Source organism: Salmonella sp. SSDFZ54, from assembly GCF_004010735.1.
Lineage (GTDB): Bacteria > Pseudomonadota > Gammaproteobacteria > Enterobacterales > Enterobacteriaceae > Salmonella > Salmonella enterica.
In genome coordinates this window covers 2242935-2268237 of record NZ_CP034819.1, presented here as the reverse complement: position 1 = coordinate 2268237, position 25303 = coordinate 2242935, and the positions used below count along the sequence as shown (strand labels likewise).

Sequence of the window (25303 nt, the reverse complement as noted above, 5' to 3'; positions counted from 1 at the left end):
ATGTTACGTATTGCCGACAAAACGTTTGATTCGCATCTGTTCACCGGTACCGGAAAATTTGCTTCGTCGCAGCTGATGGTCGAGGCGATTCGCGCCTCCGGTAGCCAGTTGGTGACACTGGCGATGAAACGCGTGGATTTACGTCAGCACAACGACGCTATCCTGGCGCCGCTCATTGAAGCGGGCGTCACGCTGCTGCCCAATACCTCCGGGGCGAAAACTGCCGAAGAGGCGATCTTCGCCGCCCAGCTGGCGCGTGAAGCGCTGGGCACAAACTGGTTGAAATTAGAAATCCACCCGGATGCCCGCTGGCTATTGCCGGACCCGATCGAAACGCTAAAAGCCGCCGAGGCGCTGGTGAAGCAGGGTTTTGTGGTGCTGCCCTACTGCGGCGCGGATCCGGTGTTGTGCAAGCGGCTGGAAGAGGTCGGCTGCGCGGCGGTGATGCCGCTTGGCGCGCCTATCGGTTCGAATCAAGGGCTGGAAACCAAAGCGATGTTGGAGATTATTATCCAGCAGTCCACCGTACCGGTGGTGGTTGATGCGGGCATTGGCGTGCCCAGCCATGCCGCTCAAGCGCTGGAAATGGGCGCTGATGCGGTGCTGGTTAACACGGCGATTGCCGTGGCGGACGATCCGGTGATGATGGCAACCGCTTTCCGCCTGGCTGTAGAAGCGGGAGTACTGGCGCGTCAGGCGGTGCCAGGAAGCAAAAGTTCGCAGGCCAGCGCCACCAGCCCGCTCACCGGGTTTCTGGAGGCGTTAGCATGAAAACCTTCAGCGACCGTTGGCGGCAACTGGAGTGGGACGATATTCGCCTGCGCATCAACGGTAAAACTGCCGCCGACGTGGAGCGCGCGCTGAATGCTTCACGCCTCGACCGCGAGGATATGATGGCGTTGCTCTCCCCCGCCGCCGCCGATTATCTGGAACCGATGGCGCAGCGGGCACAAAGGCTGACCCGACAACGCTTTGGCAATACTGTCAGTTTTTACGTGCCGCTTTATCTCTCAAACCTCTGCGCTAATGACTGCACCTACTGCGGCTTCTCAATGAGCAACCGCATTAAGCGTAAAACGCTGGATGAGGTGGATATTCAAAGGGAGTGCGATGCTATCCGTAAACTGGGCTTTGAGCATCTGTTGCTGGTGACTGGCGAACATCAGGCCAAAGTCGGCATGGACTATTTTCGCCGTCATTTACCGGCTATCCGCCGTCAATTTTCATCATTACAGATGGAAGTCCAGCCCTTGTCGCAAGAAAACTATGCGGAGCTCAAAACGCTGGGGATCGATGGCGTGATGGTTTATCAGGAAACTTACCATGAGGCAATTTATGCACAGCATCACCTGAAGGGAAAGAAACAGGACTTTTTCTGGCGGCTGGAAACGCCGGATCGGTTAGGCCGGGCAGGTATCGACAAAATTGGTTTAGGCGCGCTAATCGGGCTTTCCGACAGCTGGCGGGTTGATTGCTATATGGTGGCGGAGCATCTGTTGTGGATGCAGAAACACTATTGGCAGAGTCGCTATTCTGTTTCCTTCCCGCGTCTGCGTCCGTGTACTGGCGGTGTGGAACCCGCATCTGTGATGGATGAAAAGCAACTGGTGCAAACGATTTGCGCTTTCCGGTTATTGGCACCGGAAATTGAATTATCACTCTCCACCCGCGAATCGCCGTGGTTTCGAGACCATGTGATTCCTCTGGCAATCAACAACGTCAGCGCCTTCTCAAAAACGCAGCCCGGCGGCTACGCTGACGATCATCCGGAACTTGAGCAGTTTTCTCCCCACGATGCCCGTCGGCCTGAAACCGTAGCAAGCGCGTTAAGCGCGCAAGGATTGCAGCCCGTCTGGAAAGACTGGGACAGTTGGCTGGGGCGCGCTTCGCAAATGCGGTGAACCCGTATGTAAACGCATTAGTATTTCACAAGCGAGTACGTAATGTGAAAAACGGGAGATTGTTATCGACCTCCCGTTTTTTTATGTCCGTTCTGAACAGCACTGCGATTTTAAAGCTGGTTGTAGTAGAGAAAACTGAGCAACAAATATTTTTTCGCGGAAATTTGATAGTTTATGTCAATATTTTATGTATTCAATAGCATGATTATTGCCATTTCCGCTACTGCACATGCCTCGCCCATGAACTTTGCGTAAACTGACTGGTATTCATTATAATGTTATCATGCTTAAACTCAATAAAATCGCAAAAAGAATTATAATCTTCATTTAAAGAATAATTAAAATGTTTTCTAATTCCATTACATACACCATCGGAATAGGGATCAGCATCAAATTTAGTATGCATTATTTCCAATCCAGCAAGTAAAGCCGGGTGGTTATTGCGATCAACAGCTATTATCCCGTTTTCCATAGAAGCACGGCCATCTATCCTTTCTACATGAACAGCGATTCCATCCGGAATATATATACCCCCCAATTTTTCCGTGATAATCATATCAGCATCGAGATATATACACCCACTATTTGTTGATAAATCATAACACCCAACCTTATCCGCCTCCAGGAATAACTGACCAGCCTTTAACATAGCCATATTCCTGTAAAAATCAAACCATACATGGCCTTTATCCAGTAAGTAAGATTTAATTAATGAATCATTATCCTCTTGAATATCACTCAATTCTTTTTTCAATAGCTGCAGTAAATGACAATCCCTTTTTTCTTCTGGCATGGATTCTTGCTTAGAAATATTTTCCATATAAATTTCTGATAATTTTTTATCGTACATGCTAAAGTCAATATCATTTCTATATATGACTTTTATGTTTTCATAGTCATACTCAAGTTTTGAAAAAGCATCCTTTTGTCCCGGAAAAAAATCACCATCTACAAAAATACCTATAAGACGTTCTTTTTCAATTGTTGCTGCTTTAATGATATTGTTAAGGTAGGGGTTTTTCTCTGTGTTAATTATAGGTATATCATTTTTCCCAAAGCGAGCAGGATTCCGCTCAAACCACTGGAAAAGAAGAGGGGTTTTCTCATCTAAAAAGCACAAGGGATAATCTTTTCCATTAAAAGTTGTAAACTGAATGTCCCTGTCGGTAACAGTTTTAACCAATTCATTTTTTGAAAGCGCGGGAACATATCTATTTAATGGTGGGATCATAACAATTAAATGCTCCATACTTACTTCATTACATATTTTACATGATGATTATTAGCACATGGTTTTTAGCGTTGCAATCGCTGTCAGCTAAAAGATGTTAAACTAAGCATTAACCGATGGATACATAAATATCCTACTAGTGAGCAATTAAATAAATAATTTATTAAATTTATTTTTATTCCACAAATGGCATCATATTTATAATTCCTGTAATAAGAGCAAACAAAGACCTTAATGGAATTAAATACTCCATTTAATGATTTAAAATGTCCCGCGTAAACAATCAATAAAACAGGTTTATCATTTAATGTATGAACAGCAGGCATTTTATAATGGCGAACCAATAGACTTTAATAACTTAGATTTATGGGATAAATTTAAAGTCACATTTGGACTCAATGTTACAGAAAAAACCAAACCCAATGGTAAAAAATTTCAATTTTGAGTATTGTGGATTCTCTACTTTTATTACGCCGGTTGATGGCGTTGACGGGATTTTAGCAAAGTGGTTCTCAAACAAACATAATGTAATTGTCCCAACGCCTTATACATTCGGTCAGGACCCCATTCCTGGCGTCAATCTTTATCGTAATACAAAAGCAAAATTTGTTATGGCTAACGGCGGTAATAGTCTTCCCTGTGCGATGGCAAAATATAATGCAAAAACTGGACAATTTATTCATATAACCAGTGATAGTGAGTTTTCACCAATAATACGAGAAACAAGAGTCATAAAAAATAATTCATTTATTCATTAAATTTATAATTACAGATAAAATCAAGAGCCAGCATGGCATTGAAAAATAAAATACGGCTTTTTTATCCGCGCTGATTTTGACTTGATGAAGAATAACGGTGGCGACAATAATAATAAGACAATAAATAAATATAAGTAATGATTTATGGTGAAGTATATATAACGATAGAAACAATAAAAAAGCGGACAGAACGTTTGAAATGGTTATCTTTTTTGTAAATACCAAAAGACTAAACATTAAATAGATTAATGAAATAATCGCTGGCATTTTCTTTCCTTGTAGGCAAGCGACCCGGGATTCGGTATCCAGCATGAAGCTGGTGGAGGGATAAATACCCCTCCACCATTTAACGATTACTCGTGATCAGAACCGCCCAGACCTGCGTTCAGCAGCTCTGCCAGGCTGGCAGATGCATCTTCCGCAGTGACCTGCGGTGTTGCTGGCTGCTCACCCGCGGCGCGACGGCGCATACGATCCTGGTGGTACGCATAACCGGTACCGGCCGGAATCAGACGACCCACGATAACGTTCTCTTTCAGGCCGCGCAGTTCGTCGCGTTTACCCGCAACGGCTGCTTCGGTCAGGACACGCGTGGTCTCCTGGAACGATGCGGCAGAGATGAACGATTCGGTTGCCAGAGACGCTTTGGTGATACCCAACAGATCGCGGGAGAAGGTAGCCCCCACTTTGCCATTCGCTTCCAGCTCGCGGTTAGCGATCTTGACGCGAGAGTATTCAACCTGTTCGCCTTCCAGGAAGTCGGAACTACCGGCGCTTTCGATGGTCGCTTTACGCAGCATCTGACGAACGATAACTTCGATGTGTTTATCGTTAATCTTAACGCCCTGCAGACGGTATACATCCTGAACTTCGTTAACAATGTAACGCGTCACAGCATGAACGCCACGCAGACGCAGAATGTCGTGCGGCGCTTCCGGACCATCGGAAATCACATCACCACGTTCTACACGTTCACCTTCGAACACGTTGAGCTGACGCCATTTCGGAATCATCTCTTCGTACGGGTCACTACCATCAACCGGCGTAATCACCAGACGACGTTTGCCTTTGGTTTCTTTACCGAAGGAAACGATACCTGCGATTTCAGCAAGGATTGCCGGCTCTTTCGGACGACGCGCTTCGAACAGATCCGCAACGCGCGGCAGACCACCGGTAATATCCTTGGTACCGCCGGATTCCTGCGGAATACGCGCCAGGGTGTCACCAGAACTGATCTGTACGCCATCTTCCAGCTGTACAATCGCTTTACCCGGCAGGAAGTACTGCGCAGGCATATCGGTACCCGGGATCAGAACGTCATTACCCTGAGCATCAACGATTTTCAGCGCCGGACGCAGATCTTTACCACCGGTAGTACGTTCAGCCGAATCCAGAACCACCAGCGAAGACAAACCGGTCAGTTCGTCGGTCTGACGCGTAATGGTCTGACCGTCGATCATGTCAGTGAAGCGGATGAAACCACTCACTTCGGTGATAACCGGCATGGTGTGCGGGTCCCAGTTTGCCACGGTTTCGCCGCCGGCAACCTGCTCGCCATCACCTTTCGCCATGACAGCGCCATAAGGCACTTTATAGCTCTCTTTGGTACGACCGAATTCGTCGATCAGCTTCAGTTCGGTGTTACGAGAAGTGATAACCAGTTTACCGCTGGAGTTCACAACCGACTTCACGTTGCTGAGCTTGATGCTACCTTTGTTTTTCACCTGGATGCTGGATTCAGCAGCCGCACGCGATGCCGCACCACCGATGTGGAACGTACGCATCGTCAGCTGTGTACCCGGTTCACCGATGGACTGTGCCGCGATAACGCCGATAGCTTCACCTTTGTTGATGATGTGGCCACGCGCCAGGTCACGACCATAGCAGTGCGCACATACACCAAAGTCGGTGTCGCAGGATACAACGGAACGCACTTTAACGGCGTCAACGGAGTTTGCTTCCAGCAGGTCACACCACTGTTCGTGCAGCAGCGTGTTGCGTGGAACCAGAATGTCCGCAGTACCCGGTTTCAGCACATCTTCCGCCGTCACACGACCAAGAACGCGGTCACGCAGCGGCTCTTTCACGTCGCCACCCTCGATAACCGGGGTCATCAGGATACCTTCGTGCGTACCACAGTCATCTTCGGTCACCACCAGATCCTGCGCGACGTCAACCAGACGACGGGTCAGATAACCGGAGTTCGCGGTTTTCAGTGCGGTATCCGCCAAACCTTTACGCGCACCGTGGGTGGAGATGAAGTACTGGAGTACGTTCAGACCTTCACGGAAGTTCGCGGTGATTGGCGTTTCGATGATGGAGCCATCCGGCTTCGCCATCAGACCACGCATACCAGCCAGCTGACGAATCTGTGCCGCAGAACCACGCGCACCGGAGTCGGCCATCATGTAGATGCTGTTGAAGGAAACCTGCTGCTCTTCCTGGCCGTCACGGTTAATCACGGTTTCGGTTTGCAGGTTATCCATCATCGCTTTGGATACACGATCGTTTGCCGCAGCCCAGATATCGATAACTTTGTTATAGCGTTCGCCAGCGGTTACCAGACCGGACTGGAACTGCTCCTGGATCTCAGCAACTTCAGCTTCCGCTTCAGAAATGATCTCGTGTTTTTTCTCCGGGATGACCATGTCATCAATACCAACGGACGCACCTGAACGCGCTGCATAAGCAAAGCCGGTGTACATCGTCTGGTCCGCAAAAATAACGGTCGGTTTCAGGCCCAGAATACGGTAGCAAGTGTTCAGCATTTTGGAGATCGCTTTCTTGCCCAGCGCCTGGTTGACGATGGAGAAAGGCAGACCTTTCGGTACGATCATCCACAGAATGGCGCGACCAACGGTCGTGTCTTTCAGGCTGGTGTGCGCAACGAATTCGCCGTTTTCATCTTTTTCATATTCAGTGATACGCACTTTAACGCGCGCATGCAGAGAGGCCAGACCTGCGCGATAGATACGCTCAGCTTCTTTCGGGCCAGTCAGCACCATGCCTTCGCCTTTGGCGTTAACACAGTCACGGGTCATGTAGTACAGACCCAGTACCACGTCCTGAGACGGAACGATGATAGGTTCGCCGTTCGCCGGAGACAGGATGTTGTTGGTAGACATCATCAGCGCACGCGCTTCAAGCTGGGCTTCCAGCGTCAGCGGTACGTGAACAGCCATCTGGTCACCATCGAAGTCGGCGTTATAGGCCGCACAAACCAGCGGGTGCAGCTGGATAGCTTTACCTTCGATCAGTACCGGTTCAAATGCCTGGATACCCAGACGGTGCAGAGTCGGCGCACGGTTCAGCAGTACCGGGTGTTCGCGGATCACTTCGTCCAGGATATCCCAAACGACAGCTTCTTCACGCTCAACCATTTTCTTCGCGGCTTTGATGGTGGTGGCCAGGCCACGCAGTTCCAGCTTGCCGTAGATGAACGGTTTGAACAGCTCCAGCGCCATTTTCTTCGGCAGACCGCACTGGTGCAGACGCAGGTATGGACCTACGGTGATAACAGAACGACCGGAGTAGTCAACACGCTTACCGAGCAGGTTCTGACGGAAACGACCTTGTTTACCTTTGATCATGTCGGCCAAAGATTTCAGAGGACGCTTGTTAGAACCGGTGATCGCACGACCGCGACGACCGTTATCCAGCAGGGCGTCAACCGCTTCCTGCAGCATACGTTTTTCGTTGCGTACGATGATGTCCGGCGCAGCCAGATCCAGCAGACGCTTCAGACGGTTGTTACGGTTAATGACGCGACGATACAGATCGTTCAGGTCAGAAGTCGCGAAACGACCACCATCCAGCGGAACCAGCGGACGCAGATCTGGCGGCAGAACCGGCAGAACGGTCAGGATCATCCACTCTGGCTTGTTGCCAGACTGTACGAAGGCTTCCAGCAGTTTGATACGCTTGGTCAGCTTTTTACGCTTGGTTTCGGAGTTGGTTTCGTTCAGCTCTTCGCGCAGAGTTTCACACTCTTGCTCCAGATCCATGCTCTTCAGCAGGGCCTGGATAGCTTCCGCACCCATCTTCGCGTCGAATTCGTCACCGAACTCTTCCAGCGCGTCCAGATACTGCTCTTCAGTCAGGATCTGTTGACGTTCCAGGTTGGTCATACCGCCTTCGATAACCACATAAGATTCGAAGTACAGTACGCGTTCGATATCGCGCAACGGCATATCGAGCAGCAGACCGATACGGGACGGCAGCGATTTCAGGAACCAGATGTGAGCAGTCGGGGACGCCAGCTCGATGTGGCCCATACGCTCACGGCGTACTTTGGTCTGGGTCACTTCAACGCCGCACTTCTCACAAATAACACCACGGTGTTTCAGGCGCTTGTACTTACCGCACAGGCACTCGTAGTCTTTTACCGGCCCAAAGATACGGGCGCAGAAAAGGCCGTCACGCTCAGGTTTGAACGTACGGTAGTTGATGGTTTCCGGCTTTTTAACTTCACCGAAAGACCATGAACGGATCATGTCTGGCGAAGCCAGAGCAATTTTGATCGCATCAAACTCTTCGGTTTTAGTCTGCGCTTTCAGAAACTTTAATAAATCTTTCACGGATTTGCTCCCGTCGGAGTTAGCACAATCTGGTGTCGGGTTTTACCCCGACACCAGTGACCTGTTTGAGCGAGAATTACTCGTCTTCCAGTTCGATGTTGATGCCCAGCGAGCGGATCTCTTTCAACAGAACGTTGAAGGATTCCGGCATACCCGGTTCCATCTGATGGTTGCCGTCCACGATGTTCTTATACATCTTGGTACGACCGTTCACGTCATCAGACTTAACGGTGAGCATTTCCTGCAGGGTGTAGGCGGCGCCGTAAGCTTCCAGCGCCCACACTTCCATCTCCCCGAAGCGCTGACCACCGAACTGCGCCTTACCACCCAGCGGCTGCTGAGTAACCAGGCTGTAAGAACCGGTAGAACGCGCATGCATCTTGTCATCAACCAGGTGGTTCAGTTTCAGCATGTACATGTAACCGACGGTTACCGGACGTTCGAACTGTTCACCCGTACGGCCATCGAACAGGGTGATCTGACCGGAGGTCGGCAGGTCGCCCAGTTTCAGCAGCTCTTTGATTTCCGCTTCTTTCGCACCGTCAAACACTGGTGTGGCAATCGGCATACCTTTACGCAGGTTTTCTGCCAGACGCAGCACTTCATCATCGCTGAAGGTGCTCAGGTCGACTTTCTGACGAACGTCGGCGCCCAGATCGTAGGCACGCTGGATGAATTCGCGTAGTTTCGCGACTTCCTGCTGCTGTTTCAGCATGGCGTTAATCTTGTCGCCAATACCTTTCGCAGCCATACCCAGGTGGGTTTCCAGAATCTGACCGATGTTCATACGAGACGGTACGCCCAGCGGGTTCAGTACGATGTCTACCGGCGTGCCGTTTTCATCGTAAGGCATGTCTTCGATCGGGTTGATCTTAGAGATAACACCCTTGTTACCGTGACGACCTGCCATCTTATCACCCGGCTGGATACGGCGTTTAACGGCCAGATAGACCTTCACGATCTTCAGCACGCCCGGCGCCAGATCGTCGCCCTGGGTGATTTTACGGCGCTTCGCTTCAAGTTTTTTCTCGAACTCGTGTTTCAGTTCGTCATACTGCTCAGCCAGTTGTTCCAGCTGATTTTGTTTCTCTTCGTCGGTCAGACCGAGTTCCAGCCAGCGGTCGCGCGGCAGTTTGTCGAGCTTCTCAGCTTCAACGCCGCCGGACACCAGCACCGCACGGATACGGCTAAACAGGCCCGCTTCGAGGATCTGCAGTTCTTCAGACAGGTCTTTTTTCGCCTGCTTGAGCTGCATCTCTTCGATTTCCAGAGCACGTTTGTCTTTTTCTACGCCATCGCGAGTAAAGACCTGAACGTCGATCACCGTACCGGAGACACCGTTAGGTACGCGCAGAGAAGAGTCTTTAACGTCAGACGCTTTCTCACCGAAGATCGCACGCAGCAGTTTCTCTTCCGGCGTCAGCTGGGTTTCACCTTTCGGCGTCACCTTACCGACCAGAATGTCGCCGCCGGTCACTTCCGCGCCGATGTAAACGATACCGGATTCATCCAGTTTGGAGAGCGCAGCTTCACCCACGTTCGGGATATCAGCGGTGATCTCTTCCGGCCCCAGCTTGGTGTCACGGGACACGCACGCCAGTTCCTGAATGTGGATGGTGGTGAAACGGTCTTCCTGAACAACACGCTCGGATACGAGGATGGAGTCTTCGAAGTTGTAGCCGTTCCACGGCATGAACGCCACGCGCATGTTCTGACCGAGCGCCAGTTCACCGAGGTCGGTGGACGGACCGTCTGCCAGCACGTCGCCGCGTTCAACCGGCTCGCCCAGAGACACACATGGCATCTGGTTGATACAGGTGTTCTGGTTAGAGCGGGTGTATTTGGTCAGGTTATAGATGTCGATACCCGCTTCGCCCGGGTACATCTCGTCTTCGTTAACTTTGATAACGATACGGGACGCATCCACGTACTGAACAGTACCGCCACGTTTAGCTACTGCAGTAACACCGGAGTCGACGGCGACAGCACGTTCCATACCGGTACCCACCAGCGGCTTGTCAGCGCGCAGAGTCGGAACCGCCTGACGTTGCATGTTCGCACCCATCAATGCACGGTTGGCATCATCGTGTTCCAGGAACGGGATCAGGGACGCACCGACGGAGACCACCTGCTGGGTGGAAACGTCCATGTAGTCAACCTGGTCGCGGCTGAACAAGCTGGATTCGCCTTTGCTACGGCAGGTCACCAGATCTTCTACAAAGTGGCCTTCGTCATCCAGGTTGGAGTTCGCCTGAGCGATAACGTAGTTGCCTTCTTCGATAGCAGACAGGTAATGAATTTCGTCAGTGACCACGCCATCAACCACACGACGGTACGGCGTCTCAAGGAAGCCATATTCGTTAGTCTGTGCGTACACGGACAGGGAGTTGATCAGACCGATGTTCGGACCTTCCGGCGTTTCGATAGGACATACGCGACCGTAGTGCGTCGGGTGTACGTCTCGAACTTCGAAGCCTGCGCGTTCGCGGGTCAGACCGCCTGGGCCGAGTGCGGAGATACGACGTTTGTGCGTAATCTCAGACAGCGGGTTGTTCTGGTCCATAAACTGAGACAGCTGGCTGGAACCAAAGAACTCTTTCACTGCGGCGGAAATCGGCTTGGCGTTGATCATATCCTGAGGCATCAGGGTATCCAGATCGCCCAGAGACAGACGCTCTTTCACCGCACGCTCTACACGCACCAGGCCAACGCGGAACTGGTTTTCCGCCATTTCGCCGACGGAACGGATACGACGGTTGCCGAGGTGGTCGATATCATCCACTTCGCCTTTACCGTTACGGATATCGATGAGCTTTTTCATAACATCAATGATGTCGTCTTTGCTCAGGATACCGGAACCTTCGATTTCGTCGCGCAGCAGAGAACGGTTGAACTTCATACGACCCACCGCAGACAGGTCATAGCGGTCTTCGGAGAAGAACAGGTTCTCGAACAGGCTTTCAGCCGCTTCACGAGTCGGCGGCTCACCAGGGCGCATCATGCGGTAGATTTCTACCAGCGCGCTCAGACGATCGTTAGTTGGGTCGACGCGTACCGTTTCAGAAATGTACGGGCCGTGGTCCAGATCGTTGGTAAACAGCGTTTCGATACGTTTGTGGCCGGACTGGCTCAGCTTAGCCAGCAGATCCAGGCTCAGCTCCATGTTCGCCGCGCAGATCAGCTCGCCAGTGGATTCGTCAACGTAGTCTTTAGAGACGACTTTACCTGCGATGTACTCAACCGGAACTTCGATATGCTTGATATCGTCTTTTTCCAGCTGACGGATGTGACGCGCGGTAATGCGACGGCCTTTTTCAACGTACACTTTGCCGTTAGCTTCGATATCGAACGACGCGGTTTCGCCGCGCAGACGTTCTGGAATCAGCTCCATCTGCAGCTTGTTGTCGCGAATTTCGAAGACGACTTTCTCAAAGAACAGGTCAAGGATCTGCTCAGTGGTGTAGTTCAGCGCACGCAGGATGATGGTCGCAGGCAGTTTACGGCGACGGTCGATACGCACGAACAGGTTGTCCTTCGGATCGAATTCGAAGTCCAGCCAGGAACCACGGTAAGGAATGATGCGCGCGTTATACAGCACTTTACCCGAAGAGTGGGTTTTACCTTTGTCGGAGTCAAAGAAGACGCCCGGACTACGGTGCAGCTGAGAAACAATAACACGCTCAGTACCGTTGATAACAAAGGTACCGTTGTCGGTCATGAGCGGAATTTCGCCCATGTAGACTTCTTGTTCTTTAATGTCTTTAACGGTGCCTTCCGGCGCTTCGCGCTCGTAGATCACCAGACGCAGTTTTACGCGCAGCGGTGCGGAATAGGTCACGCCACGGATCTGACATTCCTGAACGTCAAACACCGGTTCGCCAAGGCGGTAGCTGACGTACTGCAGCTCGGAATTACCGCTGTAGCTCTGAATCGGGAACACGGAACGGAAGGCTGCTTCCAGGCCGTACTGCCCTTCAGGATCTTGCTCGATAAACTTCTGAAACGAGTCAAGCTGGATAGAAAGGAGATAAGGTACATCCAGAACTTGTGGACGTTTACCAAAATCCTTACGAATACGTTTTTTCTCGGTATAGGAGTAAACCATAGGGTTCCTCAGCTCGCTGACAAGTCGACCCATCTGTCCTGCGGGGGACAGTTTGTGCAACACTATTTTGTTGACCGGAAAATGGATACTTTCCGCAATGCCTGTTGCTATCACGCTTAAACCATTTCATTGCGATTTACACAGAACGTACGCTCTGTCGCAGTATATTAAGTCGTCGATAGAAACAAGCATTGAAAGGCACAGCAGTAGTCAAACAGTGTGAAACGCTACTGGCGCCTTACAGCGCAAAAAGGCTGGTGACTAAAAAGTCACCAGCCATCAGCCTGATTTCTCAGGCTGCAACCGGAAGGGTTGGCTTATTTAACTTCAACTTCAGCGCCAGCTTCTTCCAGAGATTTTTTCAGTGCTTCAGCGTCATCTTTGCTCACGCCTTCTTTCAGAGCGGCCGGAGCAGATTCTACCAGGTCTTTAGCTTCTTTCAGACCCAGGCCAGTTGCGCCACGTACTGCTTTGATAACAGCAACTTTGTTAGCGCCAGCAGCTTTCAGAATTACGTCGAATTCAGTTTTTTCTTCAGCAGCTTCAGCCGGGCCAGCAGCTACAGCTACAGCAGCAGCAGCGGAAACACCGAATTTTTCTTCCATTGCAGAAATCAGTTCTACAACGTCCATTACGGACATAGCGGATACTGCTTCAATGATTTGATCTTTAGTGATAGACATTTAAATTGTTCCTGAATATCAGAATAAGTTTATACGTAAGCAAATGCTTGATAAAGACAACTGCGATTACGCAGCTTCTTTTGCATCGCGTACAGCAGCCAGTGTGCGAACCAGTTTGCCAGCCGAAGCTTCTTTCATGGTTGCCATCAGGCGTGCAATTGCTTCTTCGTAGGTCGGCAGAGTTGCCAGGCGGTCGATCTGAGACGCCGGGATCAGCTCACCTTCAAAGGCTGCAGCTTTGACCTCAAATTTTGCATTCGCTTTCGCGAACTCTTTGAACAGACGAGCAGCAGCGCCCGGGTGTTCCATAGAGTATGCAATCAGGGTCGGACCAACAAACGTGTCTTTCAGGCACTCGAACTGAGTACCTTCAACGACGCGACGCAGCAGGGTGTTACGAACAACACGCATGTATACGCCAGCTTCACGACCTGCTTTACGCAGTTCAGTCATTTTATCTACAGTTACGCCACGGGAATCCGCAACTACTGCAGACAGCGCGCCTTTGGCTACTTCGCTGACTTCAGCAACAATCGCTTGTTTGTCTTGAAGATTTAAAGCCATTAGCTTTGCTCCTGGATGTTTGCCGGAACTCATGTTCCGGAACTCACTTCACTCATCTCAACGAGAAGAGCGTCTTAATACGGTGAGCAGAAACAAGCCAGAGTATCAAAAATAATCTTAGCGTTCTGTCACCGTCTACGCAGGGGATTAAGCCTCTTGCGAGACGCCTGCGGTCTTCGACGGAGGCCTGGATAGGCCAGGCTCCAACGAACAAATTCTTTCTATGACTTCGTCCTTTGAACCGCAGCTGTGTTAGCTGCGCTCGTTCACACCAGTCACATAGTTAACTATGCTCCTGGCGATTCACTCACTTGCTGCCTTGCTGCAATTCAAATGACTCGCATACTGCTCTGTTATATTTCAACAGAATCGTGGGGGTAAGATTGTAGACAAAATCACCGCCCACGTAAAGACTAATCTTAGTTCGCAGATGCGCTCAGACCAGCCTGATCAACGGCAACGCCAGCACCCATGGTGGTGGAGATGCTAACTTTCTTGATGTACACGCCTTTCGCCTGGCTCGGTTTTGCTTTTTTCAGCGCAACCAGCAGAGCTTCCAGGTTTTCTTTCAGTTTGTCAGCGTCAAAGTCCACTTTACCGATGGTGGTGTGGATGATGCCGTTTTTGTCGTTACGGTAACGAACCTGACCTGCTTTAGCGTTCTTAACCGCTTCAGCAACGTTCGGCGTTACGGTACCGACTTTCGGGTTTGGCATCAGGCCGCGCGGACCCAGAACCTGGCCCAGCTGGCCAACAACGCGCATTGCATCCGGGGATGCGATAACAACGTCGAAGTTCATTTCGCCTTTCTTGATCTGGTCAGCCAGATCTTCCATACCTACCAGCTCAGCGCCAGCAGCTTTAGCTGCTTCAGCGTTCGGGCCCTGGGTAAATACGGCAACGCGAACAGAACGGCCAGTACCGTGCGGCAGTACAGTCGCGCCACGAACGTTCTGGTCAGATTTACGAGCATCGATGCCGAGGTTAACGGCAACGTCAACGCTTTCGTTGAATTTAGCAGTGGCCAGCTCTTTCAGCAGGGCAATAGCTTCGTTGATGTCGTACTGTTTGGTCGCATCAACTTTTTCACGGATCACGCGCATACGCTTGGTCAGTTTAGCCATTTCTTAGTCCTCCACTACCAGGCCCATGGAACGTGCAGTACCTTCGATGGAGCGAGTCATCGCTTCAATGTCGGCACCGGTCATGTCGGCAGCTTTGGTCTGCGCGATTTCCTGCAGCTGAGCGCGGGAAATTTTACCTACTTTGTCTTTGTTCGGCTTGCCGGAACCAGACTTGATACCAGCCGCTTTTTTCAGCAGAACAGCTGCCGGAGGCGTTTTGGTAACGAAGGTGAAAGAACGGTCAGCGTAAACGGTAATAACAACCGGAATCGGCAGACCTTTTTCGATGGAATCCGTTTTTGCGTTGAACGCTTTGCAGAATTCCATGATGTTCACACCCTGCTGACCCAGTGCTGGACCAACCGGCGGACTCGGGTTCGCCATACCAGCTGCAACCTGCAGCTTGACGTAGGCTTGTACTTTCTTAGCCATTCTAAATTCCTCGAATTGGGTAGTATCGCTTCAAAGAAGCTCCCCGTGATAAATATCGCTTTATGAGCATAAGGCCCATAAAAACAAAAGGCGCGAAATTGTATGTCAATTTCGCGCCCTATGCAACGATTAGATCGCTGCTTTTTTGATCGCAGCCTTACGCTTTCTCAACCTGGCTGAAGTCCAGCTCTACCGGGGTCGCACGACCGAAGATAGAAACAGACACTTTCAGGCGAGACTTCTCATAATCGACTTCTTCGACAACGCCGTTAAAGTCTGCGAACGGACCGTCGTTAACACGAACCATTTCACCCGGTTCAAACAGAGTTTTCGGCCGCGGCTTATCGCCAACCTGCTGCAGGCGGTTCATGATCGCATCGACTTCTTTGTCGCTGATCGGCGCCGGACGGTCAGAGGTACCGCCGATAAAGCCCATCACACGCGGCACGCTACGCACCAGGTGCCAGCTTGCGTCGTTCATGACCATCTGGACCAGAACGTAACCCGGGAAGAATTTGCGTTCGCTTTTGCGACGCTGGCCGCCACGGATCTCAACGACTTCTTCAGTCGGCACCATGACTTCGCCAAACAGCTCTTCCATATTGTGTAATTTGATATGCTCGCGCAGCGATGTGGCTACGCGGCCTTCAAAACCGGAAAACGCCTGAACGACGTACCAGCGCTTTTTAGGTGCTTCAGACATCTCAGAACCTCAGGCCAGTGATAAAGGATACCAGGCGAACCAGAATACCATCCAGTCCCCACAGGATCAGTGACATAACTGCGGTAACCGCAGCGACGATCAGCGTGGTGTGCAGCGTTTCCTGGCGAGTCGGCCAAATGACCTTACGGACTTCGGTTCTCGCTTCACGGGCAAAAGCAACGGTTGCTTTACCTTTTGTCGTCAACAGCGCGACACCACCCGCTGCAGCAATCAGAATTACTACGGCCAGCGCACGCAGCGGCAGCATCATGTCGCGATAGAGGTAGTTGCCGACGATTGCGACGATCAGCAATATGGCAACAACTATCCACTTCATCGCTTCCAGGCCGCGCCCGCTCCCTTGAGCTTCGGTATTCGCACTCATAAACCAACCTGTCAGAAGTATTCTACAAACATTTTCACCCCGCAATCGCGAGGCAATCCAAATCGAAACGCTTATTCGCCTTTCGGATTATACGCCCTCTACAGAGCCTGTCTCAGCAATGATTATGACAAATAAAATCACTGATGAGCCAGGTTCTGGTGTGAAAGCGTGCAAAAAGGGCATCAAATGATGCCCTTTTATTGCGCATTGCGTCAAATGTTATCAGCGATTAGCCGAGAACTTTAGCAACAACGCCCGCGCCAACGGTACGGCCGCCTTCACGGATTGCGAAACGCAGACCGTCGTCCATCGCGATCGGGTGGATCAGGGTAACAACCATTTTGATGTTGTCGCCCGGCATTACCATCTCTACGCCTTCCGGCAGTTCGATGGTACCAGTCACGTCAGTAGTACGGAAGTAGAACTGCGGACGGTAGCCTTTGAAGAACGGAGTATGACGGCCGCCTTCATCTTTGGACAGAATGTACACTTCAGATTCGAACTTGGTGTGCGGCTTGATGGTGCCCGGCTTAGCCAGTACCTGACCACGTTCGATTTCTTCACGTTTGATACCACGCAGCAGAACACCTACGTTCTCACCGGCACGGCCTTCGTCCAGCAGTTTGCGGAACATTTCAACGCCAGTACAGGTAGACTTCTGAGTCTCTTTGATACCAACGATTTCAACTTCTTCGCCCACTTTGATGATACCGCGCTCTACACGACCGGTAACAACGGTACCACGACCGGAGATGGAGAATACGTCTTCGATCGGCAGCAGGAACGGCTTGTCAATCGCACGCTCTGGTTCCGGAATGTAAGAATCCAGGAAGCCAGCCAGTTCGATGATTTTCGCTTCCCACTCTGCGTCGCCTTCCAGCGCTTTCAGAGCAGAACCACGAACGATCGGAGTGTCGTCGCCCGGGAAGTCGTACTGAGACAGAAGTTCACGAACTTCCATTTCAACCAGTTCCAGCAGCTCTTCGTCATCAACCATGTCGCATTTGTTCAGGAACACGATGATGTACGGAACGCCTACCTGACGACCCAGCAGGATGTGCTCACGGGTCTGCGGCATCGGGCCGTCAGTCGCAGCAACAACCAGGATCGCGCCGTCCATCTGAGCAGCACCGGTGATCATGTTTTTAACATAGTCGGCGTGCCCCGGGCAGTCTACGTGTGCGTAGTGGCGGGTCGGGGTATCGTATTCAACGTGAGAAGTGTTGATGGTGATACCACGCGCTTTTTCTTCCGGCGCGTTATCGATCTGGTCGAATGCGCGAGCGGCACCGCCGTAGGTTTTAGCCAGTACGGTAGTAATGGCAGCGGTCAGCGTTGTTTTACCATGGTCAACGTGGCCGATAGTACCGACGTTAACGTGCGGTTTTGTACGTTCAAACTTTTCTTTAGACATCGATTGTCCCTCTAAGACACGGATAAATCGGTGATATCACCACATCAACCAGGCAACACGCCCGACTTGTTGAATGCTAATAAACAGAAGAGAAAAACAGGAAGGAGAAAAGAAGTGGTGCTGATAGGCAGATTCGAACTGCCGACCTCACCCTTACCAAGGGTGCGCTCTACCAACTGAGCTATATCAGCACATCTTGGAGCGGGCAGCGGGAATCGAACCCGCATCATCAGCTTGGAAGGCTGAGGTAATAGCCATTATACGATGCCCGCATCCTGGAACTCGGCTACCTGATTTTCATTCTGCACTGAATATCGAGAGAAACTCTCTTTATTCGAGCCGGTAAGCGAACTTATCGTCTCGGGCTACGCCATCGCGCGGCCGAAAATGGTGGTGGGGGAAGGATTCGAACCTTCGAAGTCTGTGACGGCAGATTTACAGTCTGCTCCCTTTGGCCGCTCGGGAACCCCACCGGACTTGATGGTGCCGACTACCGGAATCGAACTGGTGACCTACTGATTACAAGTCAGTTGCTCTACCTACTGAGCTAAGTCGGCATCAAGTAGCGCGCATTCTATGGAGACCTGCGTGCTCATGCAACTAAAAAATTGCATAAAATGTTCTATCGCTCACATTTTGCGCTATAAGAGACAAAAATGCTCTAATTTCAAACAAGAGAGCATAAATTTTCGGCATTTTACCGACCGTCTGACCAGGATACGACGCGGCATTTCAACGCTCCGTCGATAGAAAGCAATCTTCTGTATCTGGTATATTCGTCACATTGCTTCTCAGGGATAGCTTTCACAGCGAGATTTTTTCTTATTATTCCTCCCCATCTGGTGTTACCCTCCTGCCCATTGTCCAAATTAACTTAAATGTGACGTGCCGTTGCACGTCAGGGATGGCCCTCGTTCATCGCTGAACTGATGTAGCAATAGCAGCCAGAAACATGCTTATGAGTATAAAAGAGCAATCGTTAATGACGCCTTACCTACAGTTTGATCGCAGCCAGTGGGCTGCGCTTCGCGATTCTGTGCCGATGACCCTGACCGAGGATGAGATCGCGCAGTTAAAAGGCATTAATGAAGATTTATCGCTGGAAGAAGTTGCAGAAATATATTTACCTCTCTCCCGTTTGCTAAATTTCTATATCAGTTCAAATCTGCGTCGTCAGGCTGTCCTGGAACAGTTTCTGGGCACTAACGGCCAGCGAATCCCTTACATCATCAGTATCGCGGGCAGTGTCGCAGTGGGTAAAAGCACGACAGCACGCGTTCTGCAAGCGTTGCTGAGTCGCTGGCCGGAACACCGCCGTGTTGAATTGATTACCACAGACGGCTTCCTCCACCCAAATCAGGTGTTGAAAGAACGCGGGTTAATGAAGAAAAAGGGGTTCCCCGAATCGTATGATATGCACCGACTGGTGAAATTCGTTTCTGACCTCAAGTCGGGCGTACCGAACGTGACGGCGCCAGTCTATTCTCATTTGATTTACGATGTTATTCCTGAAGGGGATAAAACCGTCGCTCAGCCTGATATATTGATTCTTGAAGGTTTGAATGTTTTACAAAGCGGTATGGATTATCCTCACGATCCGCACCATGTATTTGTCTCTGATTTCGTTGATTTCTCTATTTACGTTGATGCGCCAGAAGAACTTCTTCAGACGTGGTATATCAATCGCTTCCTGAAATTCCGCGAAGGGGCGTTTACCGATCCTGACTCTTATTTCCACAATTATGCGAAATTATCTAAAGAAGAAGCTGTTAATACAGCAGCTTCGCTTTGGAAAGAAATTAACTGGTTGAATTTAAAGCAAAATATATTACCCACGCGAGAACGTGCCAGCCTTATTATGACCAAGAGCGCTAACCATGCGGTGGAACAGGTAAGATTGCGGAAATAACAGAAAAAAGGGGAGTACCGACTCCCCCTTTTTACTATTCGGCGCTTCGCAGCGATATTTCTCCACCCATCCAGGGTTTAATCACACCATCCTGTTCAAGCAATAATGCGCCCTGAGTATCAATGCCGCGAGAAATACCAAATATTTCTTTGTCGCCAATAATTAGTTTTACCGGACGATCAATAAAATTATCCAGTTTTTTCCAGCGCGAAAGATAAGGAGAAAGACCTTCTTGCTCAAAAAGCTCAAGCGCAGCACGTAACTTATAAATCAGCTTTGCGGCCAGCATATTGCGGTCGAGCGTAATTCCGGCCTCTTGTAGTGTGATCCATCCCTGATTTATCACGTCCTCTTCTACGCGACGCATTGCCATGTTAATACCAGCGCCAATCACTATTTGTGCGGCATCGCCCGTTTTACCGGTTAACTCGACCAGAATACCCGCCAGTTTGCGATCCAGCAGGTAGAGGTCGTTAGGCCACTTCACACGAACTTTATCTGCGCCCAGTTCACGCAGCACTTCCGCCATCACAATTCCAATGACCAGACTCAAGCCTATTGCCGCCGCAGGCCCCTGCTCCAGACGCCAGTACATTGAAAGATATAGATTCGCGCCAAACGGTGAGAACCATTTACGCCCGCGACGACCACGCCCTGCCTGTTGGTATTCTGCTACACAGGCATCGCCTGAGCGCAGCTCGCCAATTCGATCAAGTAAATACTGATTGGTTGAATCGATAACGGGCAATACCGCCACGTTTCCGCTATCCAGTTGGCTATGAATACGGTCAGCATCCAGTAACTGAATGGGTTCCGGCAAGCTATATCCTTTCCCCGGAACGGTAAATACATCTACTCCCCAGTCGCGTAATGTCTGGATATGTTTATTAATCGCCGCGCGGCTCATTCCCAGCCGTTCACCCAACTGCTCGCCTGAGTGAAACTCTCCGTCGGCAAGTAGTGAGATCAGCGTCAGGGGAACGGTAGTATCTTTCATGCAATGCTCTCCACTGCGTTCACCTCTCCGAACTGACCAATAAAGCGAACCTCAGGCTCCAGCCAGACATTAAATTTTTCACCCACTTTTTGCCGGACATGATGCGCCAGCGCCACCACATCTTTACTTGTCGCATCATTCGCATTAATCAATACCAGCGCCTGTTGGCGATGCACCGCAGCGCCGCCAATGGTGACGCCTTTCAACTGACATTGATCTATCAGCCAGCCTGCCGCCAGCTTCACTGAGCCGTCTGCCTGAGGGTAATGCGGCGCGTTGGGAAATCGCTCTAACAGTTCCATAGCGATATCGGCTGCGACAACGGGATTTTTAAAAAAGCTGCCCGCATTGCCATTCACTTTAGGATCCGGCAATTTTGTGGTGCGCATATGGCATACAGCATCAAACACCTGTTGCGCGGTGACCGTTTTCGGGTCCAGACGAGTAAGATCGCCATAGGTCAACACCGGCTGCCATTGCTTTGACAAACGCAGACCCACCGCGACGATCGCAACGCGATCCTGATATTCATTTTTGAAGATACTGTCACGATAGCCGAAACGGCATTCCGCCGCGGACAAACGCAGACGTTTTCCCGTTTCCAGTTCAACGCAGTCAACGTAGTCGCAGACGCGCTGTAGTTCTACGCCATACGCGCCAATATTCTGTATAGGCGAGGAACCAACGCAGCCAGGGATGAGCGCCAGATTCTCCAGGCCGGGCATGTTGTTGTCCAGCGCGTAGCGAACAAGTTGATGCCAGTTTTCGCCTGCGCCGACGTGTAGGTGCCAGGCGTCCGCGGTTTCATTGACCTCAATGCCTTTCAGGCGGTTAAGGATCACGGTGCCGGCGTAATTTTCCAGAAACAGGACATTGCTTCCTTCACCCAGGATCATAACCGGCAGTCCCTCACGAGTTGCTTGCTGCCAGGCGCTCAGTAGTTGTTGTTCGTTTTCAGCGCATACGATGTGCTTTGCACAATGATCAATGCCGAAGGTATTCCAGGGTTTTAGGGAGTGGGTCATGGCTGCTTTCCTGATACTCAATCGGCAATAGTTTACCGTATCTGTGTTGGGAAGGCTTGTGGTTATATTGAGGGTGGATCGGCGCGTCCCTGTAGGCCGGATAAGGCGGAGCCGCCATCCGGCAGACTACAGATAAAACAAAAGGCCCTGTCTTCCGACAGGGCCCTTCGTTTTATTTGATGCCTGGCAGTTCCCTACTCTCGCATGGGGAGACCCCACACTACCATCGGCGCTACGGCGTTTCACTTCTGAGTTCGGCATGGGGTCAGGTGGGACCACCGCGCTAGTGCCGCCAGGCAAATTCTGTTATCAGACCGTTTTTACGTTCTGATGTAATCTGAATCTGAGCTGAAAATCGTCTCTCATCCGCCAAAACATCTTCGGCGTTGTAAGGTTAAGCCTCACGGTTCATTAGTACCGGTTAGCTCAACGCATCGCTGCGCTTACACACCCGGCCTATCAACGTCGTCGTCTTCAACGTTCCTTCAGGAGACTCTAAGTCTCAGGGAGAACTCATCTCGGGGCAAGTTTCGTGCTTAGATGCTTTCAGCACTTATCTCTTCCGCATTTAGCTACCGGGCAGTGCCATTGGCATGACAACCCGAACACCAGTGATGCGTCCACTCCGGTCCTCTCGTACTAGGAGCAGCCCCCCTCAGTTCTCCAGCGCCCACGGCAGATAGGGACCGAACTGTCTCACGACGTTCTAAACCCAGCTCGCGTACCACTTTAAATGGCGAACAGCCATACCCTTGGGACCTACTTCAGCCCCAGGATGTGATGAGCCGACATCGAGGTGCCAAACACCGCCGTCGATATGAACTCTTGGGCGGTATCAGCCTGTTATCCCCGGAGTACCTTTTATCCGTTGAGCGATGGCCCTTCCATTCAGAACCACCGGATCACTATGACCTGCTTTCGCACCTGCTCGCGCCGTCACGCTCGCAGTCAAGCTGGCTTATGCCATTGCACTAACCTCCTGATGTCCGACCAGGATTAGCCAACCTTCGTGCTCCTCCGTTACTCTTTAGGAGGAGACCGCCCCAGTCAAACTACCCACCAGACACTGTCCGCAACCCGGATCACGGGTCCACGTTAGAACATCAAACATTAAAGGGTGGTATTTCAAGGTCGGCTCCATGCAGACTGGCGTCCACACTTCAAAGCCTCCCACCTATCCTACACATCAAGGCTCAATGTTCAGTGTCAAGCTATAGTAAAGGTTCACGGGGTCTTTCCGTCTTGCCGCGGGTACACTGCATCTTCACAGCGAGTTCAATTTCACTGAGTCTCGGGTGGAGACAGCCTGGCCATCATTACGCCATTCGTGCAGGTCGGAACTTACCCGACAAGGAATTTCGCTACCTTAGGACCGTTATAGTTACGGCCGCCGTTTACCGGGGCTTCGATCAGGAGCTTCGCTTGCGCTGACCCCATCAATTAACCTTCCGGCACCGGGCAGGCGTCACACCGTATACGTCCACTTTCGTGTTTGCACAGTGCTGTGTTTTTAATAAACAGTTGCAGCCAGCTGGTATCTTCGACTGACTTCAGCTCCATGAGTAAATCACTTCACCTACGTGTCAGCGTGCCTTCTCCCGAAGTTACGGCACCATTTTGCCTAGTTCCTTCACCCGAGTTCTCTCAAGCGCCTTGGTATTCTCTACCTGACCACCTGTGTCGGTTTGGGGTACGATTTGATGTTACCTGATGCTTAGAGGCTTTTCCTGGAAGCAGGGCATTTGTTGCTTCAGCACCGTAGTGCCTCGTCGTCACGCCTCAGTGTTAAAGTGAACCGGATTTACCTGGAACACACACCTACACGCTTAAACCGGGACAACCGTCGCCCGGCCAACATAGCCTTCTCCGTCCCCCCTTCGCAGTAACACCAAGTACGGGAATATTAACCCGTTTCCCATCGACTACGCCTTTCGGCCTCGCCTTAGGGGTCGACTCACCCTGCCCCGATTAACGTTGGACAGGAACCCTTGGTCTTCCGGCGAGCGGGCTTTTCACCCGCTTTATCGTTACTTATGTCAGCATTCGCACTTCTGATACCTCCAGCAACCCTCACAGGCCACCTTCACAGGCTTACAGAACGCTCCCCTACCCAACGAACGTATCCCTAAGCCAACTCGACTTTAATGAACGCTTTGACGTCGCTTCGCTCCGTCAATCGTTAACTCCGTAAAGTTGTCTTGGGTGATACGTTCGCTGCCGCAGCTTCGGTGCATGGTTTAGCCCCGTTACATCTTCCGCGCAGGCCGACTCGACCAGTGAGCTATTACGCTTTCTTTAAATGATGGCTGCTTCTAAGCCAACATCCTGGCTGTCTGGGCCTTCCCACATCGTTTCCCACTTAACCATGACTTTGGGACCTTAGCTGGCGGTCTGGGTTGTTTCCCTCTTCACGACGGACGTTAGCACCCGCCGTGTGTCTCCCGTGATAACATTCTCCGGTATTCGCAGTTTGCATCGGGTTGGTAAGCCGGGATGGCCCCCTAGCCGAAACAGTGCTCTACCCCCGGAGATGAATTCACGAGGCGCTACCTAAATAGCTTTCGGGGAGAACCAGCTATCTCCCGGTTTGATTGGCCTTTCACCCCCAGCCACAGGTCATCCGCTAATTTTTCAACATTAGTCGGTTCGGTCCTCCAGTTAGTGTTACCCAACCTTCAACCTGCCCATGGCTAGATCACCGGGTTTCGGGTCTATACCCTGCAACTTAACGCCCAATTAAGACTCGGTTTCCCTCCGGCTCCCCTATTCGGTTAACCTTGCTACAGAATATAAGTCGCTGACCCATTATACAAAAGGTACGCAGTCACCCCACCACTAAGCCCCCTCTGCTTCTTTTGAGGTTGAACGTCGCTTTCGCTCCGTTAACCGTATCCTCAGCAAAGGATGCGTATGTGGAGTTCACCACTGGCTTAGTGGTGGGGCTCCCACTGCTTGTACGTACACGGTTTCAGGTTCTTTTTCACTCCCCTCGCCGGGGTTCTTTTCGCCTTTCCCTCACGGTACTGGTTCACTATCGGTCAGTCAGGAGTATTTAGCCTTGGAGGATGGTCCCCCCATATTCAGACAGGATACCACGTGTCCCGCCCTACTCATCGAGCTCACAGCACATGCGCTTTTGTGTACGGGGCTGTCACCCTGTATCGCGCGCCTTTCCAGACGCTTCCACTAACACACATGCTGATTCAGGCTCTGGGCTCCTCCCCGTTCGCTCGCCGCTACTGGGGGAATCTCGGTTGATTTCTTTTCCTCGGGGTACTTAGATGTTTCAGTTCCCCCGGTTCGCCTCATTAACCTATGGATTCAGTTAATGATAGTGTGACGAATCACACTGGGTTTCCCCATTCGGGTATCGCCGGTTATAACGGTTCATATCACCTTACCGGCGCTTATCGCAGATTAGCACGCCCTTCATCGCCTCTGACTGCCAGGGCATCCACCGTGTACGCTTAGTCGCTTAACCTCACAACCCGAAGA

At 51.1% G+C, this 25303-nt stretch carries 18 protein-coding genes, 4 tRNA genes and 2 rRNA genes; 5 read left to right on the top strand and 19 right to left on the bottom strand.

All coding sequences use genetic code 11. The annotated features are described in order from the left end of the window. A complete protein-coding gene (gene thiG, locus EOS97_RS11325) occupies positions 1 to 771 on the top strand; it encodes a thiazole synthase (RefSeq protein ID WP_000944079.1) in 771 nt (256 codons plus the stop codon). Next, the gene (gene thiH, locus EOS97_RS11320; protein ID WP_000847488.1) at positions 768 to 1901 is read left to right on the top strand and encodes a 2-iminoacetate synthase ThiH; all 1134 of its coding nucleotides are present in this window, start codon (positions 768 to 770) and stop codon (positions 1899 to 1901) included. The genes thiG and thiH overlap by 4 nt, the downstream gene beginning before the upstream one ends. Before the next feature lie 220 nt (positions 1902 to 2121). Here thiH and EOS97_RS11315 read toward each other — a convergent pair whose 3' ends face one another. Then, complete coding sequence (locus EOS97_RS11315) at positions 2122 to 3150, bottom strand: type III secretion system effector arginine glycosyltransferase SseK1 (RefSeq protein ID WP_000400595.1); 1029 nt, start codon at positions 3148 to 3150, stop codon at positions 2122 to 2124. Between the two features lie 380 nt (positions 3151 to 3530). On the opposite strand from EOS97_RS11315, the gene EOS97_RS11305 reads away from it, so the two are divergent. After that, positions 3531 to 3890: a hypothetical protein gene (locus EOS97_RS11305; protein WP_031606606.1), complete on the top strand. Its 360-nt coding sequence runs from the start codon at positions 3531 to 3533 to the stop codon at positions 3888 to 3890. Here the strand turns inward: EOS97_RS11305 and EOS97_RS11300 are convergent. From EOS97_RS11300 to EOS97_RS11235, 14 genes are all read right to left on the bottom strand, one after another. Continuing rightward, positions 3876 to 4202 (bottom strand): hypothetical protein, encoded by a 327-nt coding sequence (locus EOS97_RS11300; RefSeq protein WP_077906551.1) that lies wholly within the window; start codon positions 4200 to 4202, stop codon positions 3876 to 3878. The two genes, EOS97_RS11305 and EOS97_RS11300, sit on opposite strands and share 15 nt — an antisense overlap. Positions 4203 to 4243: 41 nt before the next feature. Beyond that, positions 4244 to 8467, bottom strand: coding sequence for a DNA-directed RNA polymerase subunit beta' (gene rpoC, locus EOS97_RS11295; protein WP_000653964.1), 4224 nt, complete (start codon positions 8465 to 8467; stop codon positions 4244 to 4246). A gap of 76 nt (positions 8468 to 8543) precedes the next feature. Continuing rightward, positions 8544 to 12572 carry a DNA-directed RNA polymerase subunit beta gene (rpoB, locus tag EOS97_RS11290; protein ID WP_000263105.1) on the bottom strand — a complete coding sequence of 1343 codons (4029 nt, stop codon included), beginning with the start codon at positions 12570 to 12572 and terminating at the stop codon, positions 8544 to 8546. Positions 12573 to 12889: 317 nt separating this feature from the next. Continuing rightward, positions 12890 to 13255, bottom strand: a complete 366-nt coding sequence (gene rplL / locus EOS97_RS11285; RefSeq protein ID WP_000028882.1) for a 50S ribosomal protein L7/L12 — start codon at positions 13253 to 13255, stop codon at positions 12890 to 12892. 66 nt (positions 13256 to 13321) lie between these two features. Continuing rightward, positions 13322 to 13819, bottom strand: a complete 498-nt coding sequence (gene rplJ / locus EOS97_RS11280; protein WP_001207203.1) for a 50S ribosomal protein L10 — start codon at positions 13817 to 13819, stop codon at positions 13322 to 13324. Between the two features lie 419 nt (positions 13820 to 14238). After that, the gene (gene rplA, locus EOS97_RS11275; protein ID WP_001096676.1) at positions 14239 to 14943 is read right to left on the bottom strand and encodes a 50S ribosomal protein L1; all 705 of its coding nucleotides are present in this window, start codon (positions 14941 to 14943) and stop codon (positions 14239 to 14241) included. A 3-nt stretch (positions 14944 to 14946) separates the two neighbouring features. After that, the gene (gene rplK, locus EOS97_RS11270; RefSeq protein ID WP_001085926.1) at positions 14947 to 15375 is read right to left on the bottom strand and encodes a 50S ribosomal protein L11; all 429 of its coding nucleotides are present in this window, start codon (positions 15373 to 15375) and stop codon (positions 14947 to 14949) included. 157 nt (positions 15376 to 15532) lie between these two features. Beyond that, positions 15533 to 16078 (bottom strand): transcription termination/antitermination protein NusG, encoded by a 546-nt coding sequence (nusG, locus tag EOS97_RS11265; protein ID WP_001287521.1) that lies wholly within the window; start codon positions 16076 to 16078, stop codon positions 15533 to 15535. A gap of 1 nt (position 16079) precedes the next feature. Further along, the gene (secE, locus tag EOS97_RS11260) at positions 16080 to 16463 is read right to left on the bottom strand and encodes a preprotein translocase subunit SecE (RefSeq protein ID WP_001275691.1); all 384 of its coding nucleotides are present in this window, start codon (positions 16461 to 16463) and stop codon (positions 16080 to 16082) included. A gap of 229 nt (positions 16464 to 16692) precedes the next feature. Beyond that, positions 16693 to 17877, bottom strand: a complete 1185-nt coding sequence (tuf, locus tag EOS97_RS11255; RefSeq protein ID WP_000031748.1) for an elongation factor Tu — start codon at positions 17875 to 17877, stop codon at positions 16693 to 16695. 115 nt (positions 17878 to 17992) lie between these two features. Next, positions 17993 to 18068: transfer RNA gene (locus tag EOS97_RS11250), tRNA-Thr, on the bottom strand. A gap of 6 nt (positions 18069 to 18074) precedes the next feature. Beyond that, a tRNA-Gly gene (locus EOS97_RS11245) sits at positions 18075 to 18149 on the bottom strand. Between the two features lie 116 nt (positions 18150 to 18265). Beyond that, positions 18266 to 18350 (bottom strand) — tRNA-Tyr (locus tag EOS97_RS11240). 8 nt (positions 18351 to 18358) lie between these two features. Continuing rightward, positions 18359 to 18434: transfer RNA gene (locus EOS97_RS11235), tRNA-Thr, on the bottom strand. Between the two features lie 19 nt (positions 18435 to 18453). Here EOS97_RS11235 and EOS97_RS11230 point away from each other — a divergent pair. Beyond that, positions 18454 to 18627, top strand: coding sequence for a hypothetical protein (locus tag EOS97_RS11230; protein ID WP_001541267.1), 174 nt, complete (start codon positions 18454 to 18456; stop codon positions 18625 to 18627). Positions 18628 to 18835: 208 nt separating this feature from the next. Continuing rightward, positions 18836 to 19786: a type I pantothenate kinase gene (coaA, locus tag EOS97_RS11225; RefSeq protein WP_000023068.1), complete on the top strand. Its 951-nt coding sequence runs from the start codon at positions 18836 to 18838 to the stop codon at positions 19784 to 19786. 34 nt (positions 19787 to 19820) lie between these two features. Here coaA and birA read toward each other — a convergent pair whose 3' ends face one another. The 4 genes from birA to EOS97_RS11200 all read right to left on the bottom strand — a co-directional run bounded on the left by birA (position 19821) and on the right by EOS97_RS11200 (position 25289). After that, positions 19821 to 20783, bottom strand: coding sequence for a bifunctional biotin--[acetyl-CoA-carboxylase] ligase/biotin operon repressor BirA (birA, locus tag EOS97_RS11220; RefSeq protein WP_000655746.1), 963 nt, complete (start codon positions 20781 to 20783; stop codon positions 19821 to 19823). Further along, positions 20780 to 21808 carry a UDP-N-acetylmuramate dehydrogenase gene (gene murB, locus EOS97_RS11215; RefSeq protein ID WP_000149798.1) on the bottom strand — a complete coding sequence of 343 codons (1029 nt, stop codon included), beginning with the start codon at positions 21806 to 21808 and terminating at the stop codon, positions 20780 to 20782. The genes birA and murB overlap by 4 nt, the downstream gene beginning before the upstream one ends. A gap of 181 nt (positions 21809 to 21989) precedes the next feature. After that, positions 21990 to 22105, bottom strand: a 5S ribosomal RNA gene (gene rrf, locus EOS97_RS11205). Positions 22106 to 22198: 93 nt separating this feature from the next. Then, a 23S ribosomal RNA gene (locus EOS97_RS11200) occupies positions 22199 to 25289 on the bottom strand. Positions 25290 to 25303 lie beyond the last annotated feature (14 nt).

What these genes read in the sequence shown, in the direction of transcription:
- coaA (WP_000023068.1), top strand. Translation starts at nt 18,836, where the DNA reads ATGAGTATAAAAGAGCAATCGTTAATGACGCCTTACCTACAGTTTGAT.
- EOS97_RS11315 (WP_000400595.1), bottom strand. Translation starts at nt 3,150, where the DNA reads ATGGAGCATTTAATTGTTATGATCCCACCATTAAATAGATATGTTCCC.
- rplA (WP_001096676.1), bottom strand. Translation starts at nt 14,943, where the DNA reads ATGGCTAAACTGACCAAGCGTATGCGCGTGATCCGTGAAAAAGTTGAT.
- EOS97_RS11300 (WP_077906551.1), bottom strand. Translation starts at nt 4,202, where the DNA reads ATGCTGGATACCGAATCCCGGGTCGCTTGCCTACAAGGAAAGAAAATG.
- tuf (WP_000031748.1), bottom strand. Translation starts at nt 17,877, where the DNA reads ATGTCTAAAGAAAAGTTTGAACGTACAAAACCGCACGTTAACGTCGGT.
- thiG (WP_000944079.1), top strand. Translation starts at nt 1, where the DNA reads ATGTTACGTATTGCCGACAAAACGTTTGATTCGCATCTGTTCACCGGT.
- rplK (WP_001085926.1), bottom strand. Translation starts at nt 15,375, where the DNA reads ATGGCTAAGAAAGTACAAGCCTACGTCAAGCTGCAGGTTGCAGCTGGT.
- murB (WP_000149798.1), bottom strand. Translation starts at nt 21,808, where the DNA reads ATGACCCACTCCCTAAAACCCTGGAATACCTTCGGCATTGATCATTGT.
- thiH (WP_000847488.1), top strand. Translation starts at nt 768, where the DNA reads ATGAAAACCTTCAGCGACCGTTGGCGGCAACTGGAGTGGGACGATATT.
- rpoB (WP_000263105.1), bottom strand. Translation starts at nt 12,572, where the DNA reads ATGGTTTACTCCTATACCGAGAAAAAACGTATTCGTAAGGATTTTGGT.
- EOS97_RS11305 (WP_031606606.1), top strand. Translation starts at nt 3,531, where the DNA reads ATGTTACAGAAAAAACCAAACCCAATGGTAAAAAATTTCAATTTTGAG.
- secE (WP_001275691.1), bottom strand. Translation starts at nt 16,463, where the DNA reads ATGAGTGCGAATACCGAAGCTCAAGGGAGCGGGCGCGGCCTGGAAGCG.
- nusG (WP_001287521.1), bottom strand. Translation starts at nt 16,078, where the DNA reads ATGTCTGAAGCACCTAAAAAGCGCTGGTACGTCGTTCAGGCGTTTTCC.
- rplL (WP_000028882.1), bottom strand. Translation starts at nt 13,255, where the DNA reads ATGTCTATCACTAAAGATCAAATCATTGAAGCAGTATCCGCTATGTCC.
- EOS97_RS11230 (WP_001541267.1), top strand. Translation starts at nt 18,454, where the DNA reads ATGGAGACCTGCGTGCTCATGCAACTAAAAAATTGCATAAAATGTTCT.
- birA (WP_000655746.1), bottom strand. Translation starts at nt 20,783, where the DNA reads ATGAAAGATACTACCGTTCCCCTGACGCTGATCTCACTACTTGCCGAC.
- rplJ (WP_001207203.1), bottom strand. Translation starts at nt 13,819, where the DNA reads ATGGCTTTAAATCTTCAAGACAAACAAGCGATTGTTGCTGAAGTCAGC.